A 14,975-nucleotide genomic window follows, 5' to 3' on the forward strand; every position below is an offset into this window, starting at 1 on the left:
GGTTGTCATGGCCGCAGTCACCCTCGTTCTTCCGTTGGTTCCAGCCCAAGCGTTCTTTCACGACACGCCGGACATCGAAGACGGGCGAGTCATTTACGCGGCCAAGTGCGCCTCCTGTCACGGTGCCAATCTGGAAGGGCAGCCGGACTGGCAGTTGGCGAGGGAGGACGGCACCTATCCCGCGCCGCCCCACGACGAGACCGGCCACACCTGGCACCACGGGGATGCGATGTTGCGGGACTACATCCGTCGCGGCGGACAAGCGGTGCTGGACGATATGGGGGTCGACTTCACCTCCGGCATGCCCGGGTTTGGCGAAGAGCTGACCCAAGACGACATCGAGGCCGTCCTCGCTTATATCCGGTCGACCTGGCCCGACCGCATTCGTGCCGCACAGGCCGAACGCAGCCAGTTGGAAGCAGGTTCGCCATGAAGCCGCAAGTAAGACCACCCACCTCCCAATTCCCGCTTGCCTCTCCAGGGACTAGAGGGTGCAGACCGCCTGAAACTCAGAATCTTCATCCGTCACACAAGGCTCTTCCCATGCGCGTCACGTCAATCCTGTTTGCTATCACGCTCGTTTTCGCTCCCGGCCTCACCCTGGCGCAGGAGATTCCGGAAGATCGGATCAAGGAACTGGTCGCCGAAACCTTGCGCGAGAACCCGGAGCTTGTGCTCGAGGCTCTCCAGACGCTGGAGGCGCGCCAGGCAGAGGCCCAAGCTGCCGCCGTTGCCGCGACCCTGGCCGACGAGCGCGCCCTGCTGGAGCGCGACCCCAACGCTCCGGTCCTCGGCAACCCGGAAGGCGACGTGACGGTGGTGGAGTTCTTCGATTACAACTGTCCCTATTGCAAACGCGCGATGCCTGAAATCGACGCCCTGCTGGCCGAGGACGGAAACATCCGTCTTGTTCTGAGAGAATGGCCAATCCTCAGCGAAGGATCAGCGATCGCGGCGCGGGCCGCTTTGGCTGCACGGAAGCAGAACAAGTATGCTGAACTGCACAATGCACTGATGGGTGCGCGGGCGAAGTTGGACGAGCAGTCGGTGCTGCGGATCGCGGGCGAGGTCGGACTCGATGTCGAGCAGCTCAAGGTCGACATGCAATCGCCCGAAGTCGAGGAACATATCGCCACGTCGCTACGTCTGGCCGAGGCTCTCGGCTTCAACGGCACACCGTCATTCGTGGTGGGTGATCAACTGATTCCGGGCTTTGTTGAGAAGGCTCAGCTTGCCGAGGTGGTAGCCGCCGCGCGGGCCGCCGAATGAGTATCCGTCTTACGCGTCTTTTCGGTTTCCGACTTCAGCGGCCTTTCACGATCACCGAGACGGTCTTGGGCCGGATCAGGCATTCCCTCGTGGCAGCCACTTTGTGGATCGCCTTGACAGGGATTGCTTCGGCGCATTCATTCACCGTCGGCCTTCTGGTCGTCGGCGAGGACGTTGACGCAAGTCTGGCAGAAGCGGTGCGCGGTTTCCTCCTAGCGGCCGACGAACGGGACGGGCACGCCAACGAAACATCGGACGGACATCTCGGTGGGGTTGATGTGCAACTGCTGCCGCTGCCACGAGATGCGGCGGGGCTGGTCGAAGGACTGTTCGGTACGCCCGACGAGCCGACCGATGTCGTCATTGTCATTGGCGCCGAACCCGCGGCCAGCGACGCCGCGCGCGCGTATGCCTCGGCAAGCACGGTCTTGCGGCAGTTCGTACTGCCGGATGGGTGGGACAGCGCAGACGGAACCGACGGTTTTGTGTCGCGTTACCGGCTCGCCTATGGCGCAGCGCCCGGCGTAATGGCGGGGACGGCCTATCATTCGGCTCGCAGGCTCGACGCCGCAGTCAGACCATTGGACGGTGTGGTACCCAAGGAAGCACTGCTAAACGCCTGGAGGTCAACCGAATCCGGTCTGTCCTGGTGACCCGGGAACCAATGGCGCAAGGCGTCATTGGTTCTGGGCAGTCCTTGCACGACTGAACGGGATCAGGCTGCAGGGTAGCTCGTGAAGACGCTACTGCTGCCGTCCAACCCGACAAGGATGACGTCATAGGCTTCGCGCTCGGTCTCGGGTCCCATGCCGGGTGACCCGTAGGGCATGCCAGGCACGGAGAGACCGACGGCGACGGGTCGTTCAGCCAAAAGACGGCGGATGTCGGCGGCGGGAACGTGCCCCTCGACAGTATAGTCGCCGATGGTGGCGGTGTGGCAGGACGCGAGGTCTTCCGGAATGCCACGCTCGCGCTTGAACGCCGCAAGCTCTTCGATGCTGCGTTCCTCGAAGGATACCCGAAAGCCGCTGTCGCGCAGATGTCCGATCCACCCGTTGCAGCAGGGGCAGCCGGGGTCCTTGACGACGTGGATGGCTTCGTCGCCCTCGGCAAGTGCTGGGGTAGCCGCAATGGCGGCCAGCCAAGGAACGGCGGCGAGAACCTTGCGCCGGGACAGTGTCATGATGTCGGCCTTTCGTTGGAACTTTACGGGAAACATAGCTGCAAGTGCGGGGATCGGCGAGCAAAGTCTGATGAACCCGGCGACTGATCACCGAAATGCTACTCCAGCCGCGGGTCCCCGGCTTGAACCAGCAGAACCCCGTGGTTCTCGTCGGCGTCGTCGTCGGTGATCGTCCGTGCGGAGACGCCCGGCAACTCGGCAAACCCCTCCATCATCCGTTTCGGAAACCAGGTCATCGGCAGGCTTTCAAATCCGGGCACCCCTTCCAGCACCCGCGACAGCGCGATGGTGCAGTTTGCTTTCGGCACCGCGCCATAGGCCATTGCCCGCTGCATGATCAGTGCCGCAACCTCGGGCGATACCTCGATAGTCTGTTCAACCACGTCGTAGGTCTCGCGGGCATGGTAGTCGATGTAGAAATCCACCATCTTCGGGGTGACCCCGAAGTGCACGTCGTTGCGCTCGGGCAGCCGGGGATGCCGCCAGGTGCCAGCCGGATCGAACAGCACGCGCTGCGATCCGTTGATGAGCAGGCCCGCATGCGCTCCCGCTCCGCTGCGTGTCGAGAGGACCGTGAAGAGCGTGACCGAGGTCGGGCCGGGATGCTCGTAGCGGGCGGCGGCCACGGCCTCCTCGGGTGCCCAGATCGGTTCGGCACCGCAGGATGCCAGGCCAAGGATTGCCGCCATGGCGAACAGAAGTTTCCACATCGATTCACTGTCCCGCGTTTTGCGCAGGTTCGGCGCAATCGCGACGGATTCCAGTAAACTCTGCGATAGTGGGGCAGGGAATTCGGAAACTCGGCATGGATGCCGCAGCTTTAGAGGTCAGAGTGCCCCTCAGGGACACCAAACTGTCAGGTGACGGAAGCAGGCTATCCTGATAATTGTCCCAAGCATGGCGTTCCTCACATTTCGCATGCATGTCCTGATCCTCGCCGCCTACGTCTTTGCGGCGATCATTCCCGTATTGGCTCTCGGCGAACGGCAGCAAGCTCAGGCTGACCATGCACAGATGATGGCGATGGCCGGCCATCTGGCGCACATGCCCGCGACTGACGGCCCGAAGGACCTGACACAGCAGCTGATCTGCCAACAGCACTGCCTTTTCGCAGCGGCGACCTTTCCTGCGCCGGACCGGGTTGCGGAAACTGTCGCGCGGTCCTCCGATGTGGAGGCTAGTGTCGACATCCTTGCCGCCTCGCTGGCCATTCCGCCCCCAGGTCCGCCTCCGAAGATCGCCGTGATCTGAGCCTGCGGCTGCGGCATTCGCCGGGGACCGCTTGTCCAATTCACGACGCGATACAGGAGAATTCGTATGTCGCCCTTTTCTCGCCGCGGCTTTCTGGCCGCTTCTGCGGCCACGGCCGCCTCGCTGATGCTTCCCGCTCGGGTCCGGGCCCAGTCCGGTCGAATGTCGCTGACCGCCACCACCCGCTCCATCGACGTGCGGGGCAAGGCCGCAACCGTGTGGGGGCTTCTGGATGGCGCCGGCCGGTCCGGCCTTGTCCTCGATCCGGGCCAGGCTTTCGCGGTCGATCTGGCAAACACTTTGGCCGAGCCGACGATCATTCATTGGCACGGGCAGATTCCGCCCAATGCGCAGGACGGCGTGCCCGACCTGCCGATGCCGGTCCTCCAACCCGGCGAAAACCGCGCCTACGATTTCGCCGCGCGACCGGGTACGCACTGGATGCACGCCCACATCCCGGCGCACGAGATGATGCTGCTTGCAGCACCCCTGGTCGTGCGGCGGCCCGAGGACGTTGCTGCCGACCGGCAGGAAGTGACGCTGTTCCTGCACGACTTTTCCTTCAAGCCACCTGCCGAGGTGCTGGCCGAGATCACCGGCGGCGCGTCGATGGCCGGGATGGATCATGGCCAGATGGGGCAGGGCGGCATGGACCATTCCGGAATGGACATGGGTGCCATGGGTCAGGGGGACATGATGGCGATGCCGGGGATGGATGGCATGGCGATGGACCTGAACGACTACAACTTCGACGCCTATCTTGCCAATGATCGCACGCTGGACGACCCCGAAGTGGTTCAGGTCGACAAAGGTGGGCGCATCCTTGTCCGCGTCATCAACGCTGCGGCCGCCACCGTGTTTTGGATCGACACTGGCGCGCTGCCGGGACGGCTGGTCGCGGTGGACGGCGAGCCGGTGCGGCCTTTGCCCGGCAGCCGCTTTGGCGTCGCAATGGGCCAGCGGCTGGATATCGAACTGGATGTGCCGGGCGAGGGCGGGGCCTTCCCGATCCTTGCCCTGCGCGAAGGTGCCAGGGAAAGGACGGGTGTCATCCTTGCCACGCCGGGCGCGGCGGTGACCAGGATCGCCGAGATGTCGGAGGCCGACCATCCGGCCTTCAGCGGTGATCTGGCGCAGGAGGGTGCTCTGCGCGCCGTCACCCCGCTGCCTGAACGCGCGCCAGCCTCGCAGCCGATGCTGATGCTGGGCGGCACCATGATGCCCTATGTCTGGACGATCAACGGCCAGACTTGGGGGTCCCATGTGCCGGTGACTGCGAAATCCGGCGACCGAGTCGAGATCATGTTCCACAACATGTCGATGATGGCGCATCCGATGCACCTGCACGGCCACGCCTTCCAGGTAGTGGGTGTCGGCATGGACCGGATCGCAGGCGCAGTTCGCGACACCGTGCATGTGCCGCCGATGGGCATGGTGACGGTCGCGGTGGACGCGGGCGAGGCGGCGCGGTGGATGCTGCATTGCCACCACATGCCGCACCTTTCGACCGGCATGATGACCGAGTTCGCGGTGTCGGCCTGACGCAGGCCCGGACCCGCAGCCTGTATGCGGGTCCGGGCTCTTCCCCGGAGAGCGGACCCATGCCAACACTCATCGGACGCCGTGCCGTCCTTGGTGCCCTCGCCGCGCCCTTCCTTGCAGGGTCCGCCGAGGCGCGCCCGCCCTTCCGGCTGCGCGAGGACCCGCAACCGCTGCTGTCCCCGCCGATTCTCGACGAAGCAGGCACCACACGGAAACTCGACGACTTCGGCGGCCGGGTGATCCTCTTGAACATCTGGGCGACCTGGTGCCCACCTTGCCGGGAAGAAATGCCGACACTTGACCGGCTCCAGTCCCGGCTGGGCGGCGCGGATTTCGCGGTGCTTCCGCTCTGCATCGACGACGCGGGGATCGGAAGGGGGCGGCGCTTCTACGACGAGATCGGCCTCGTCGATCTGCCGCTCTATTGGGCCGAGCCGCTGCGGGTTCAGCTTGCCCTTGCCTTCATCGGCCTGCCGACAACTCTTCTGATCGACCGGCAGAGCCGGGAGATCGGACGTCTTCAAGGCCCGTTTGCGTGGGACAGCGAGGACGCCGTTGCCCAGATCGTTGGTTCCTTCTGAGGGATAAGTCGGTGTTGGTCGAAGACCATCAGCCAAAGATCGGACCCTAGACGGATGTGATCTCAGGCCGCCGGATAGCTGGTATAGACCTCAAGCTCGCCATCGCGCCGGATCAGTACCATGTCATCGGCATCGCAGTTTTCTTCTGACCCAATGGGTCTCGGGTAGCGTTTGAACGCGACGCTGGCAACTCGAAAGGATCAACGGTCAAGCGTCGCTCAGTTGCAACATTCTACCTTAGTGCAGCATTCTCTCCTCTATACGTGAGACGAGGTCACAGGGCTGATCAGTCAATGATGAAGCTAAGCAATAACGAAAAAGATGAGAATCCCGTCGCGGAGAGTCCGCGACGGGCATCGATCTTGCGCCGACTGGTCGTGGGCTATTCTTCCAGGCCCGGCAGTTTCGAGAGCGGAAACTTCGCGCTCTGACTTACTCTTGGTGCGCAATCAGATTCTGGAATTGAAGCGTCCAAGAAAACCTTTGTGAGATTCAACACAACCAAGTTGAAAAGTATGTCACAGAACGTCCGTCAATACACTCTCACCTAAGGAAAATCCCCCCTGCCATAACTGAAACCCATCGTTTGGGCTTCCGAGGGTCCTGCATTCTCAAAAAGGTGTATCCTGTCTTGTGCCATGGTACGATCTTGTTGGTTAGGTTGTCCAAAACGAGATCATTGGCGCCAGTGCGCACGACGAGAACAGCATGAGACGCTCTGTTCAAATCAAGAAGAGTTGCGATCAGTAGCTGCTCGGCCGGAAATCCAGCGCGCGTCAATTCGTACTTCTTGTAAAGGGCATAGTCTTCGCAATCACCCTTTCCTTTGGTCGGCAGCGTCCAGCGTTCAGCGATACCGTACTGTTGTAAGTCACTCACCGAACGAACCGACTGATTGATTCGAGTATTAACTTTCCGCAGCTCTCTAAGTTGCAACTCGCCAATCTTCAATGTGCGACCAGATTGCGCGCAAGCCCAAACGTAAACATTGCACACATTTGACGCCCCATCTGGAGCTGAGGTGACTGCCCCTATAGGTAGCATTTCAGTGTCAGTCTGTCGGTTATCGATCGCGAAGGAGGGTTGAGCCGAAAGAAATGCAAGCGTTGTGGCGAGGAGAGCCAGTCTTGATCGCACATTGTGTGATAGTTCACTCACTTTTCTGAGAAGTCGCATAGGTGCCCCCCGCGCGTTTCATAATCGAGCGATGTCAGTTAACGGGTGCGCATTGGCAACTCTGCGGCTACTTTTGGGCTTTTTATAGTAAGCTCACTATTGCTCTCTTAGTGCTGGTTGACACCGCTAGTTCGTCTATAATTTAGGCCGAGTTCAAATAGCTTCGGTCAGATACTATAAATGCGCTTGATCGCGCGATTGACAATTGGTTCATGCTCCCAAAGTTGGGATGGGTCACGAGCGGCTTGTTCTGGTTGTCTTCAACTCAGGTCGAGCGGTTGCGGCCACTCTCCTCAAAGTCGCCAAACCAGCCGCGAGCTGATTCTTGACGGGTACTAAGCGGGATAGTCTGCCGACACCTCATTATTCAGGTCGTCAGAACTGTCCCGCCGTATTCGGCTGCTGTACAGCGCCTACGGCAAAAATTGACGTCGATAATCCGACGTTGTGCTGAAACCTCGGTTAGTCAAAATAACATGACCGGACACCATTTTCTGCGTGAGCACCAAAAGACGCACAGGCAGTCTGGCTGATCCGATATAATTACAGTTCATGTCAGGCGGCCGGATAGCTTGAAAAAACTTCCAGGCTTCCATCCCGGCGAACCAGCAGAACGTCATAGGCGTCCCGCCCGTCTTCTGATCCCATGCCCGGCGAGCCGTAAGGCATGCCGGGCACGGCGAGGCCAACTGCGTCAGGACGCTCGTCAAGAAGCCTGCGGATATCCGCAGCCGGGACATGGCCTTCTAGCGCATAGCCGTCAACAGTGCCCGTGTGACAGGAAAACGCCTTTGCTGGTATGCCCTGATCCATCTTGAAGCGGATTAACAAGGTTCCCATCGACACCTCATCCGTAACCGTGAACCCCTGTTCGCGCAGATAGTCCACCCATGCATCGCAACATTCGCAGCCACGCCCCTTTACGACATGGATCGGCGGTTCTTCCTGTGCCCTTGCAGCAGGGGCTATGGCCAAGGCGGTCGCTGCCAGAATGACCTCGCGGCGGCCGATGCGATAGTCCGTCATCCACGTTCTCCATCGATCGCCGTCATGAAGCCGGTTTCGCTGCGCCAGGTGGCGAGGGTATCGAGATCTTCTGCCGAAGCAATCTCTTGTTCCGGCAGGGCATCCTGATCTTTCGGGTCAACCGGTCGGCCGTCGACACGAACTTCGTAGTGAAGGTTGGGGCCGCTCACGAGCCCGGTCGCGCCGACGGCACCAATCTCGTCTCCAGCCTTGACCCGTGTGCCCACGCGAACGTCTTCGGCAATTTCAGAGAGATGCGCATATCGCGTCACAACCCCGCCGCCGTGATCGATGTCGATCGTGGTGCCGTAGCCGCGGATCGTTCCCGCAAAGATCACCCGCCCGGCACCAGTTGCCGAGACGTCGGTCCCCACAGGTGCCGCATAATCGATCCCGGTATGCATGCGCACGCCGCCCAACACCGGATGGTTTCGGCGGCCGAAAACGGATGACAGTCGTGCGCCAAGTATGGGCGCCGCTGAACGCTGCACGGCTTCACCGTCTTCGAAGACTATGACTGGACCCGCGGCTTCGGTCGCAACGAGTTCGAGCACGCGATCCGCAAGTTCAAGTCTGGCGTAACTCAGGCGAGGCTCTCCCGCGATGCTGCCATCGGGAAGCTGATCTTCCTGCCAGACCAGCGCGAAGGTTTCTCCGCCTTTGAGATCGCGCCTGAAATCGACCTGACCCGCAAGCAGTGCGGTCAAATCAACCGCAAATCGTTCGGGTGCATTTCGTGCCATCAGGGCGTCATAGAGAGTTCCGTTGAGGGTCAAGGTCTCTCGCCGGTCTGTCTCACGAACCGGCGGGTCAAGACGCTGTGCCGCGATCGGCCCGTCGAACGAGAGAGCGATCTCCACACCATCTTCCACGAAGAGCGATAGGCGTGTCAGCGATGCCGGATCCCAGGACGCCGTAGTCCATTCGATCCGGTGGCCAGGTCGCAGGTCCGTCAGGTCGTAGACACCTGAGAGCGCAAGGGCTGCTTCTGCCCGGACCGTCCCGGGGATTCCTGCGTGACCAAGGACGCTGTCCAGGGTGTCACCGGGGGCGATTGTGGCTTCGAATGCCACGGGCAAATGCGCCGTCGGAGGATCGGCCACTGCCTGGAGCGGGGCGAAAGCCGCGATAGCAAGGATCAGAAATGCGGAGCGGATCATCTGGCAGAATGACCTTTCAACTGAGGGTTCGGCGGAGTTTGGGGACGGCGAAACGCCGGTCTTCATGGAAGTCTATGATGCTGGCAAAGCGCCCATCGGGGTGGAAAAGAAATACACCGGCGGTGTGGTCCATCGTGTAGTCGCCGCCCTCCTTATCGACGCGGCGATAGGTTGCGCGAAAATCCGCGGCCGCCTGAGCGACCTCGTCAGCAGGGCCCGTCAGCCCAATGATGCGTGGATCGAAGTTGCTGACGTAACCGGCTAGGGCATCGGGCGTGTCGCGCTCCGGATCGACCGAAATCAACGCCACGATCAAACGATCCGCGTCGGCACCCAGCTCCTCGAGCCAGAGCGATATGTCGCTCAATGTGGTCGGGCAGACGTCCGGGCACCAGGTGAAGCCGAAAAATACCATGACAGGGCGACCGGCCCAGTCAGAAGGTCGGACCAAGCGACCCTGGTGGTCGGTCAATGTCCAGGTCATCTGACCGATCGGCACGGGCAGGACCTCGCTGCGGGCTGGCCGATTGCGCGTGCGATAGGCCCCGACGCCCAGCATGAAGGCGACGGCTCCGACTGCCCCTCCCGCACCCAGGATTATTGCCCTGCGTCGGCGCAATCCGGACCCTCCGCGCGCAACGAGAGGACGTCGACATTCACGGTAACCTCGCCAGACTTTTCGAAGGAAAGGGTAACCGGAAAGCTGTCGCCCTCCTTGAGGGCCGTCGTCAGCTCCATCAGCATGCCGTGGTAGCCACCCGGCGCGAGCTGGACACTCTGACCGGCAGGGACCGGGACTGACATCGCATGCGGCATCGATGCGATGCCATCCTGTACGACAGTCTCGTGCAACATCGGCATTCCGGCTGCTGGCGTCGTGATGCCAACGAGCGCATCGTCGGTCGTCCCGGAGTTCTTGATCTCGACATAGAACACTCCGGGCCGTCCCGCGCCGATTGTCGCCTTGGACCAAGCGTGTTCAACGGTAAGATCGCCGATTGTCACGGTCTCACAGGCCATTGCTGCAGGTGCGGAGAAGATCAGTGTTGTGGCGAGAAGGAAGTGTTTCATGGGTCAGAGCCTTGTTAGAAGGTCGGAAACGATTTCGGCAGCAGATGTACCGTAGGTGAATTGACGCAGCCACTCCCCGTCTGGGCCGATGAGATAAAGGCTAGGGCTGTGCGCCATCGTGTATCCGTCCGGCGACGAAGTGTCGGCCTCCTGCTCGTAGAAGATCTTGAAGCTTGCGGCCGCAGACTTTGTATCCTCTTCGCTTCCTGCCAAAGCAAGGATCGCTGGATGAAAGGCCTTTGTGTAGTCATCCAGCCCTAGACGCCTGTCCGGTTCTGGATCGATTGAAATGAAAATCGGCTGCACCGATCCCGCGGCAGATCCAAGATCATCCATGACCTGAGCGACTTCGGAGAGCGTCGTCGGACAGACATCCGGGCAGCTTGTAAAGCCGAAGAACACCAACAGGAACTTTCCGCGAAATTCGGCAGTCGTGCGCATACGGCCTTCGCTGTCTGCAAGCGCGAAGGTAGGCATAAAGGCTGAATCAGCTGTTGCGGTGTCGTCCGTTGCAGGCCACCACCGCACCGCCAAAAACGTGATGACCGCCGCAGTGGCGGCGATCCAAAGGATAATCTGAAGAGAACGAAGACGCATGAACAGTCCGGAAGGCGAGATCAGCCTGTCGTCTAGAACCTCGAGCAACTAGAGGTTCAACCGACGAAAAAGTGAGGATTTCAGGATCGGCGATGTTTCGCCGATCAGGCTGCCCCAAGATACCTTGCGAGAGCGATTCCAAGGAGAGTGCCGAGCAGCCCGAAGGCGATGGCGAAGCCTGCGCCGTACTGCAGGCGGTCGACGGTCTTTCCGCCCCGCCGCCGTGCAACGAGGTAACCCCAAAGGAACCCGATGATTGCGAAGAGCGGCCCGATCATTTCGATGCACCTTTCAGGTTTGCCTGTTGCTGCCGGGCCCAATAGCCACTGATCGCCCACGAAGTGAGCATGAGAAAGAGAAGCGCCCAGTCTCCGAAGCGGGCGTAGATGGTTGCGGGCAATGGGCGGGGCAAGCGGATGTCGATCACGCCTGACGTGTCGATTTCGAGCATGGCCAATGTTGCCCCGTAGGAATCAACCACTGCCGAAATTCCCGTGTTGGCGGCCCGGACGAGAGGCAGGCCCTCTTCAATGGCCCGCATCCGGGCCGATGCCAAATGCTGCCATGGCCCGATCGAGGCACCGAACCAAGCGTCGTTTGTCGCGTTGAAGATCCAGTCCGGTCTGATCGCATCATCGACCACGTGTCCGGGAAAAATGATCTCATAGCAGATTGCGATCCCTGCATAGGGGTGTGGGCCGAACGCCAGTGTCCGGGGCCCTGGCCCCGGCGTGAAGTCTCCGAGCGATTGAACCAGACGCTGAAGGGGCAAAAGGCTCCGCCACGGAACGTATTCACCGAACGGGACGAGATGATGTTTGGCATAGCGGGTCAGGATGGTGCCGTCACGAGAGATAGCAAGCACGGCATTCCGGTAGACTGTCCCGGCCCCGGTTTCCTCCCGTTCCGGGCTGCCTGTCAGCAAGACGCCGGTCTCGGGCAAGAGCCAGCCCAACATTGCCCGGGCACCGGCATCCTCTGCCAGGAACCCTGGCCAAGCGGTTTCCGGCCAGAGCAGAATGTCGAAGTCGCCGGGCTGGGCCGAAAGCGCGATGAGTTTCAGGATGTTTGAGTTTCGGGTGGCATCATCCCATTTGGCACTCTGTGCGATGTTCGGCTGGACGACACGGATTTGCGCGCCGCGCTCTGACGGCACATCGGCGAACAGCAAGCGCATTGCACCAAATGCGGTCACCGACAAGGCGATCGCGCCCGCAGTGGCGAGGCGGCTGATGCGTTTCCCGTCGGCGGCCGAGACAAAAGCCAGTCCGGCCAGCGCGGCGCAGAGCACCAGAAGAAATCCCAGGCCGTAGCTTCCGAAGACAGAGGAAGCCTGCGCAGCGACCGGCCAGTCAGAGAGTGTGTAGGCAGCCAGGTTCCAGGGAAACCCGGTGAGAACATGGCCTCGCAGCCACTCCGTGGCGGTCCAGCTTGTCGCCATCGAGAGTGCCAACGGCAACCCGGCGCGTTCCATCCGTGCCGCCAGAGCGCAGGCCAGGGCAGGAAAGACCGACAGAAGCGCCGAAAGACCAAGAACCGCCGGCAGAGCCAGCCAACCGAACCGGTCCGCCTCAACCTGAAAACTTTCGGTGATCCAGAAAAGCCCGGGCACGAATTGACCGAGGCCGAAGAAGTATCCCAGTCTGAACGCGATGAAACCGGATGCGCGACGCACCAACACTGCCAGCAGAGCAAAGGCGATCAGCGCAAGTGGCAAGATCGAGTATGGCTGCAGAGCCAAGACGAAAAGGACACCTGCCACGATGGCGGCCCCCAAACTGGCCCAGCTTTGGACAGGCTTTCGGCTCGAGAACTGGTGTGCGCTTGGAACGTACATTCTTGCCACAACCCCTAAAATCGGAGGGATGGATAGCTGCTCTAGTAGCTTGAGGTGCAACGCATATGTTCGACGATCACGGCATTGTCAGATTGGTGGCGCAGCGGTCGATTTTCGACGTTTCGCCTTCAAGCCGGCAGATTTCCTGGCATACGGTTGCGGTGAGAAAGGATGGCCGCGCTCATCGCCCCGAGTGCTGACGGCTAACAGCTGTTTGATTTGCTACGTCCACGAGCGAACGCTATGCCACGCTCAAAAAGCGCTTGGAGGAGTGTTTCATGACCAGCAATTTGATAAAGCGGCGGGCTTTGCTGGGGGGCGCAATCGGGGTGGCCAGTTTTGCATCCCTGCCAGCCTGGGCGCAGGAAGGCAGCACGGAGTTTCAAGCTCCCGTCTCCAGCAGCGTGCGGAACAACGTGTCCAGCTTCCGGATGCCTCAGTGGCAGGATTACTTTGAAAACACCCGTGGTGGCGCGATTCTTGCGGACACCAAGTCACGTGCACTGCACTATTGGTCAGAAGATCAATCGATCTACCTTCTCTATCCATCGTCCGTCCCTCTGTCCGAGGAACTGACCCGGCTCGGGCGAACCGAGGTTGTCCGCAAGGCCGTGAACCCGCCGTGGCGCCCGACGGCTTCCATGCTTGAGCGAAACCCAGATTGGCCGAAGATGGTGGAGGGCGGTGCACCTGACAACCCACTGGGTGTTCGGGGATTGTATCTGTCATGGCCAGCCTACTTGATCCACGGTACTCACGACACCCGAAAGATCGGACGCAGATCATCGAATGGATGCATCGGTCTGTACAATGAGCATGTCATAGAACTCTACGACATCGCACAAGTTGGCACTCAGGTGCTGCTGATCTGATTTCTTGTACCGCCACACTCTTTGACCCAAGCGGGTTTCCGTGACGGGTTTCACCCTTGGAATCCAGAAGGAACAAGCAAGCGTTAGCCCAACACAACAGTCGACAGCAGATTCACGTTTAGCACGATGATCACCGTCGCGATCAACCAGCACACGGCAGTCAACCACCATGGAGCCACCAGTTCGCCCATCTTGGCGCGGCTGGCGGTGAACATGACCAAAGGCACGATGGCAAAAGGCAGCTGGAATGACAGCACGACCTGACTGAGGATCAGAAGCTGCCCGACGCCTTCGGTGCCATAAAGCAGGATCACGAAGATCGCGGGCACGATCGCAAGGCAGCGGGTGATGAGCCGCCGCGCCCAGGGGGCGATGCGCAAATTGATGAACCCTTCCATCACGATCTGGCCTGCCATGGTAGCGGTCACTGTGGAATTGAGGCCCGCACACAACAGTGCCACGCCGAACAGGATCGGCGCCAGCGATGATCCCAGCAAGGGCTCTAGGAGCAAATGCGCCTTGTCGATCTCGGCCACGTCGTTTTCGCCCGCAGTGTAGAAGGTGGCGGCCGCGAGGATCAGGATAGAGGCATTGATTGTCAGAGCGAACATCAGCGCGATGGTGCTGTCCCAGGTCGCCAGTCGCAGCGCCTCGCGCTTGGCGGGCAAGTCAAGGCCGAAGGCGCGAGTCTGCACGATGCCGGAATGTAAGTAAAGATTGTGGGGCATCACGGTCGCACCGATGATCCCGAGCGCCAAATAGAGCATGGTCGGGTTGCCCAAGATCTCGCGGCTGGGGGCAAACCCGGCGATGACCTCACCCCACACCGGATCAGCCTGCGCGATGAGCACGACGAAACAGGCGGCGATTAGCGCCATAAGCGAGATGATCAGAGCCTCGATCCAGCGGAAGCCCTTGTTCTGGAGCCACAGGATCAGGAACACGTCAGCAGCGGTGATGAAGATGCCAATCTCCAGCGGAATGCCGAAGAGCAGATTTAGGCCGATGGCGGTGCCGATCACCTCGGCCAGGTCGGTGGCGATGATGGCCAGTTCGGCAAAGATCCAGAGGGGAATGGACATCCACTTCGGAAAGGCGTCGCGGCAGGCTTGTGCCAAATCGCGGCCCGACGCGACCGCCAGGCGCGCGCAGAGAGATTGCAGGAGGATCGCCATGATGTTCGACAGCAGCGCGACGAACAACAGCGTGTAGCCAAAGGCCGCACCACCCGCGAGCGAGGTCGCCCAGTTGCCGGGGTCCATGTAGCCCACGGCCACTAGGTATCCGGGGCCGATGAAAGCAAGGAAGCGCCTGAACCTGCTGGTGCCGCCATTGCCGACCGCGATAGTGCGGAAGACTTCCGAAAGGGAGGGTGTCTCGCTCTCTCGACGCCAAGCGTTCGCGGACATG

The 14,975-nt window shown here is 60.9% G+C and carries 18 protein-coding genes; 7 read left to right on the top strand and 11 right to left on the bottom strand.

From position 1 onward, the window contains the following. Positions 1-7: 7 nt before the first annotated feature. The 3 genes from TabM4_RS21340 to TabM4_RS21350 all read left to right on the top strand — a co-directional run bounded on the left by TabM4_RS21340 (position 8) and on the right by TabM4_RS21350 (position 1,922). Positions 8-433 (top strand): c-type cytochrome, encoded by a 426-nt coding sequence (locus tag TabM4_RS21340; protein ID WP_434622301.1) that lies wholly within the window; start codon positions 8-10, stop codon positions 431-433. A 110-nt stretch (positions 434-543) separates the two neighbouring features. Beyond that, entirely contained in the window at positions 544-1,269 is a 726-nt protein-coding gene (locus TabM4_RS21345; RefSeq protein WP_434622303.1) for a DsbA family protein, read from the top strand. Continuing rightward, positions 1,266-1,922, top strand: coding sequence for a hypothetical protein (locus TabM4_RS21350; protein WP_434622305.1), 657 nt, complete (start codon positions 1,266-1,268; stop codon positions 1,920-1,922). The genes TabM4_RS21345 and TabM4_RS21350 overlap by 4 nt, the downstream gene beginning before the upstream one ends. Before the next feature lie 62 nt (positions 1,923-1,984). Here the strand turns inward: TabM4_RS21350 and TabM4_RS21355 are convergent, their stop codons facing one another. Both TabM4_RS21355 and TabM4_RS21360 read right to left on the bottom strand, forming a co-directional pair. After that, a complete protein-coding gene (locus TabM4_RS21355; protein ID WP_149143152.1) occupies positions 1,985-2,452 on the bottom strand; it encodes a DUF411 domain-containing protein in 468 nt (155 codons plus the stop codon). Between the two features lie 98 nt (positions 2,453-2,550). After that, positions 2,551-3,162 (bottom strand): hypothetical protein, encoded by a 612-nt coding sequence (locus TabM4_RS21360; RefSeq protein WP_100196065.1) that lies wholly within the window; start codon positions 3,160-3,162, stop codon positions 2,551-2,553. Between the two features lie 208 nt (positions 3,163-3,370). Here TabM4_RS21360 and TabM4_RS21365 point away from each other — a divergent pair, with 208 nt between their 5' ends. The 3 genes from TabM4_RS21365 to TabM4_RS21375 all read left to right on the top strand — a co-directional run bounded on the left by TabM4_RS21365 (position 3,371) and on the right by TabM4_RS21375 (position 5,826). Beyond that, complete coding sequence (locus TabM4_RS21365; protein WP_189382362.1) at positions 3,371-3,703, top strand: hypothetical protein; 333 nt, start codon at positions 3,371-3,373, stop codon at positions 3,701-3,703. A 66-nt stretch (positions 3,704-3,769) separates the two neighbouring features. After that, positions 3,770-5,245 (top strand): multicopper oxidase family protein, encoded by a 1,476-nt coding sequence (locus tag TabM4_RS21370; protein ID WP_434622308.1) that lies wholly within the window; start codon positions 3,770-3,772, stop codon positions 5,243-5,245. A gap of 59 nt (positions 5,246-5,304) precedes the next feature. Continuing rightward, entirely contained in the window at positions 5,305-5,826 is a 522-nt protein-coding gene (locus tag TabM4_RS21375; RefSeq protein WP_434622310.1) for a TlpA family protein disulfide reductase, read from the top strand. Between the two features lie 543 nt (positions 5,827-6,369). Here the strand turns inward: TabM4_RS21375 and TabM4_RS21380 are convergent. The 8 genes from TabM4_RS21380 to lnt form a co-directional block, all read right to left on the bottom strand. Then, positions 6,370-7,002 (bottom strand): transglutaminase-like cysteine peptidase, encoded by a 633-nt coding sequence (locus tag TabM4_RS21380; RefSeq protein ID WP_084450963.1) that lies wholly within the window; start codon positions 7,000-7,002, stop codon positions 6,370-6,372. A gap of 555 nt (positions 7,003-7,557) precedes the next feature. Then, positions 7,558-8,028 (bottom strand): DUF411 domain-containing protein, encoded by a 471-nt coding sequence (locus TabM4_RS21385; RefSeq protein WP_100196069.1) that lies wholly within the window; start codon positions 8,026-8,028, stop codon positions 7,558-7,560. Next, positions 8,025-9,188, bottom strand: coding sequence for a M23 family metallopeptidase (locus TabM4_RS21390; protein ID WP_157791948.1), 1,164 nt, complete (start codon positions 9,186-9,188; stop codon positions 8,025-8,027). Before TabM4_RS21390 ends, TabM4_RS21385 begins: the two co-directional genes overlap by 4 nt. A 16-nt stretch (positions 9,189-9,204) precedes the next feature. Next, positions 9,205-9,747, bottom strand: coding sequence for an SCO family protein (locus TabM4_RS21395; protein WP_189382369.1), 543 nt, complete (start codon positions 9,745-9,747; stop codon positions 9,205-9,207). Between the two features lie 38 nt (positions 9,748-9,785). After that, complete coding sequence (locus TabM4_RS21400; protein WP_089258459.1) at positions 9,786-10,259, bottom strand: copper chaperone PCu(A)C; 474 nt, start codon at positions 10,257-10,259, stop codon at positions 9,786-9,788. 3 nt (positions 10,260-10,262) lie between these two features. After that, entirely contained in the window at positions 10,263-10,856 is a 594-nt protein-coding gene (locus TabM4_RS21405) for an SCO family protein (RefSeq protein WP_434622314.1), read from the bottom strand. A gap of 104 nt (positions 10,857-10,960) precedes the next feature. Beyond that, a complete protein-coding gene (locus tag TabM4_RS21410; RefSeq protein ID WP_100196071.1) occupies positions 10,961-11,134 on the bottom strand; it encodes a hypothetical protein in 174 nt (57 codons plus the stop codon). Continuing rightward, complete coding sequence (gene lnt, locus TabM4_RS21415) at positions 11,131-12,618, bottom strand: apolipoprotein N-acyltransferase (protein WP_229825823.1); 1,488 nt, start codon at positions 12,616-12,618, stop codon at positions 11,131-11,133. Before lnt ends, TabM4_RS21410 begins: the two co-directional genes overlap by 4 nt. Positions 12,619-12,971: 353 nt before the next feature. On the opposite strand from lnt, the gene TabM4_RS21420 reads away from it, so the two are divergent. Next, positions 12,972-13,565 carry a L,D-transpeptidase gene (locus tag TabM4_RS21420; RefSeq protein WP_434622317.1) on the top strand — a complete coding sequence of 198 codons (594 nt, stop codon included), beginning with the start codon at positions 12,972-12,974 and terminating at the stop codon, positions 13,563-13,565. A gap of 83 nt (positions 13,566-13,648) precedes the next feature. Here TabM4_RS21420 and TabM4_RS21425 read toward each other — a convergent pair whose 3' ends face one another. Continuing rightward, positions 13,649-14,974 carry an Nramp family divalent metal transporter gene (locus TabM4_RS21425; RefSeq protein ID WP_089258451.1) on the bottom strand — a complete coding sequence of 442 codons (1,326 nt, stop codon included), beginning with the start codon at positions 14,972-14,974 and terminating at the stop codon, positions 13,649-13,651. Between the last annotated feature and the right edge of the window lies 1 nt (position 14,975).

The organism is Tabrizicola sp. M-4 (genome assembly GCF_051132405.1).
In the GTDB taxonomy this organism is placed as follows: Bacteria; Pseudomonadota; Alphaproteobacteria; order Rhodobacterales; family Rhodobacteraceae; genus Paragemmobacter.

Bases quoted from the DNA above. Each gene is read 5' to 3' on its own strand.
- TabM4_RS21410 (WP_100196071.1), bottom strand. From the start codon at position 11,134: ATGATCGGGCCGCTCTTCGCAATCATCGGGTTCCTTTGGGGTTACCTC.
- TabM4_RS21345 (WP_434622303.1), top strand. From the start codon at position 544: ATGCGCGTCACGTCAATCCTGTTTGCTATCACGCTCGTTTTCGCTCCC.
- TabM4_RS21365 (WP_189382362.1), top strand. From the start codon at position 3,371: ATGCATGTCCTGATCCTCGCCGCCTACGTCTTTGCGGCGATCATTCCC.
- TabM4_RS21380 (WP_084450963.1), bottom strand. From the start codon at position 7,002: ATGCGACTTCTCAGAAAAGTGAGTGAACTATCACACAATGTGCGATCA.
- TabM4_RS21425 (WP_089258451.1), bottom strand. From the start codon at position 14,974: ATGTCCGCGAACGCTTGGCGTCGAGAGAGCGAGACACCCTCCCTTTCG.
- TabM4_RS21420 (WP_434622317.1), top strand. From the start codon at position 12,972: ATGACCAGCAATTTGATAAAGCGGCGGGCTTTGCTGGGGGGCGCAATC.
- TabM4_RS21390 (WP_157791948.1), bottom strand. From the start codon at position 9,188: ATGATCCGCTCCGCATTTCTGATCCTTGCTATCGCGGCTTTCGCCCCG.
- TabM4_RS21360 (WP_100196065.1), bottom strand. From the start codon at position 3,162: ATGTGGAAACTTCTGTTCGCCATGGCGGCAATCCTTGGCCTGGCATCC.
- TabM4_RS21350 (WP_434622305.1), top strand. From the start codon at position 1,266: ATGAGTATCCGTCTTACGCGTCTTTTCGGTTTCCGACTTCAGCGGCCT.
- TabM4_RS21340 (WP_434622301.1), top strand. From the start codon at position 8: ATGGCCGCAGTCACCCTCGTTCTTCCGTTGGTTCCAGCCCAAGCGTTC.
- TabM4_RS21370 (WP_434622308.1), top strand. From the start codon at position 3,770: ATGTCGCCCTTTTCTCGCCGCGGCTTTCTGGCCGCTTCTGCGGCCACG.
- TabM4_RS21355 (WP_149143152.1), bottom strand. From the start codon at position 2,452: ATGACACTGTCCCGGCGCAAGGTTCTCGCCGCCGTTCCTTGGCTGGCC.
- TabM4_RS21405 (WP_434622314.1), bottom strand. From the start codon at position 10,856: ATGCGTCTTCGTTCTCTTCAGATTATCCTTTGGATCGCCGCCACTGCG.
- TabM4_RS21400 (WP_089258459.1), bottom strand. From the start codon at position 10,259: ATGAAACACTTCCTTCTCGCCACAACACTGATCTTCTCCGCACCTGCA.
- TabM4_RS21375 (WP_434622310.1), top strand. From the start codon at position 5,305: ATGCCAACACTCATCGGACGCCGTGCCGTCCTTGGTGCCCTCGCCGCG.
- TabM4_RS21395 (WP_189382369.1), bottom strand. From the start codon at position 9,747: ATGCTGGGCGTCGGGGCCTATCGCACGCGCAATCGGCCAGCCCGCAGC.
- TabM4_RS21385 (WP_100196069.1), bottom strand. From the start codon at position 8,028: ATGACGGACTATCGCATCGGCCGCCGCGAGGTCATTCTGGCAGCGACC.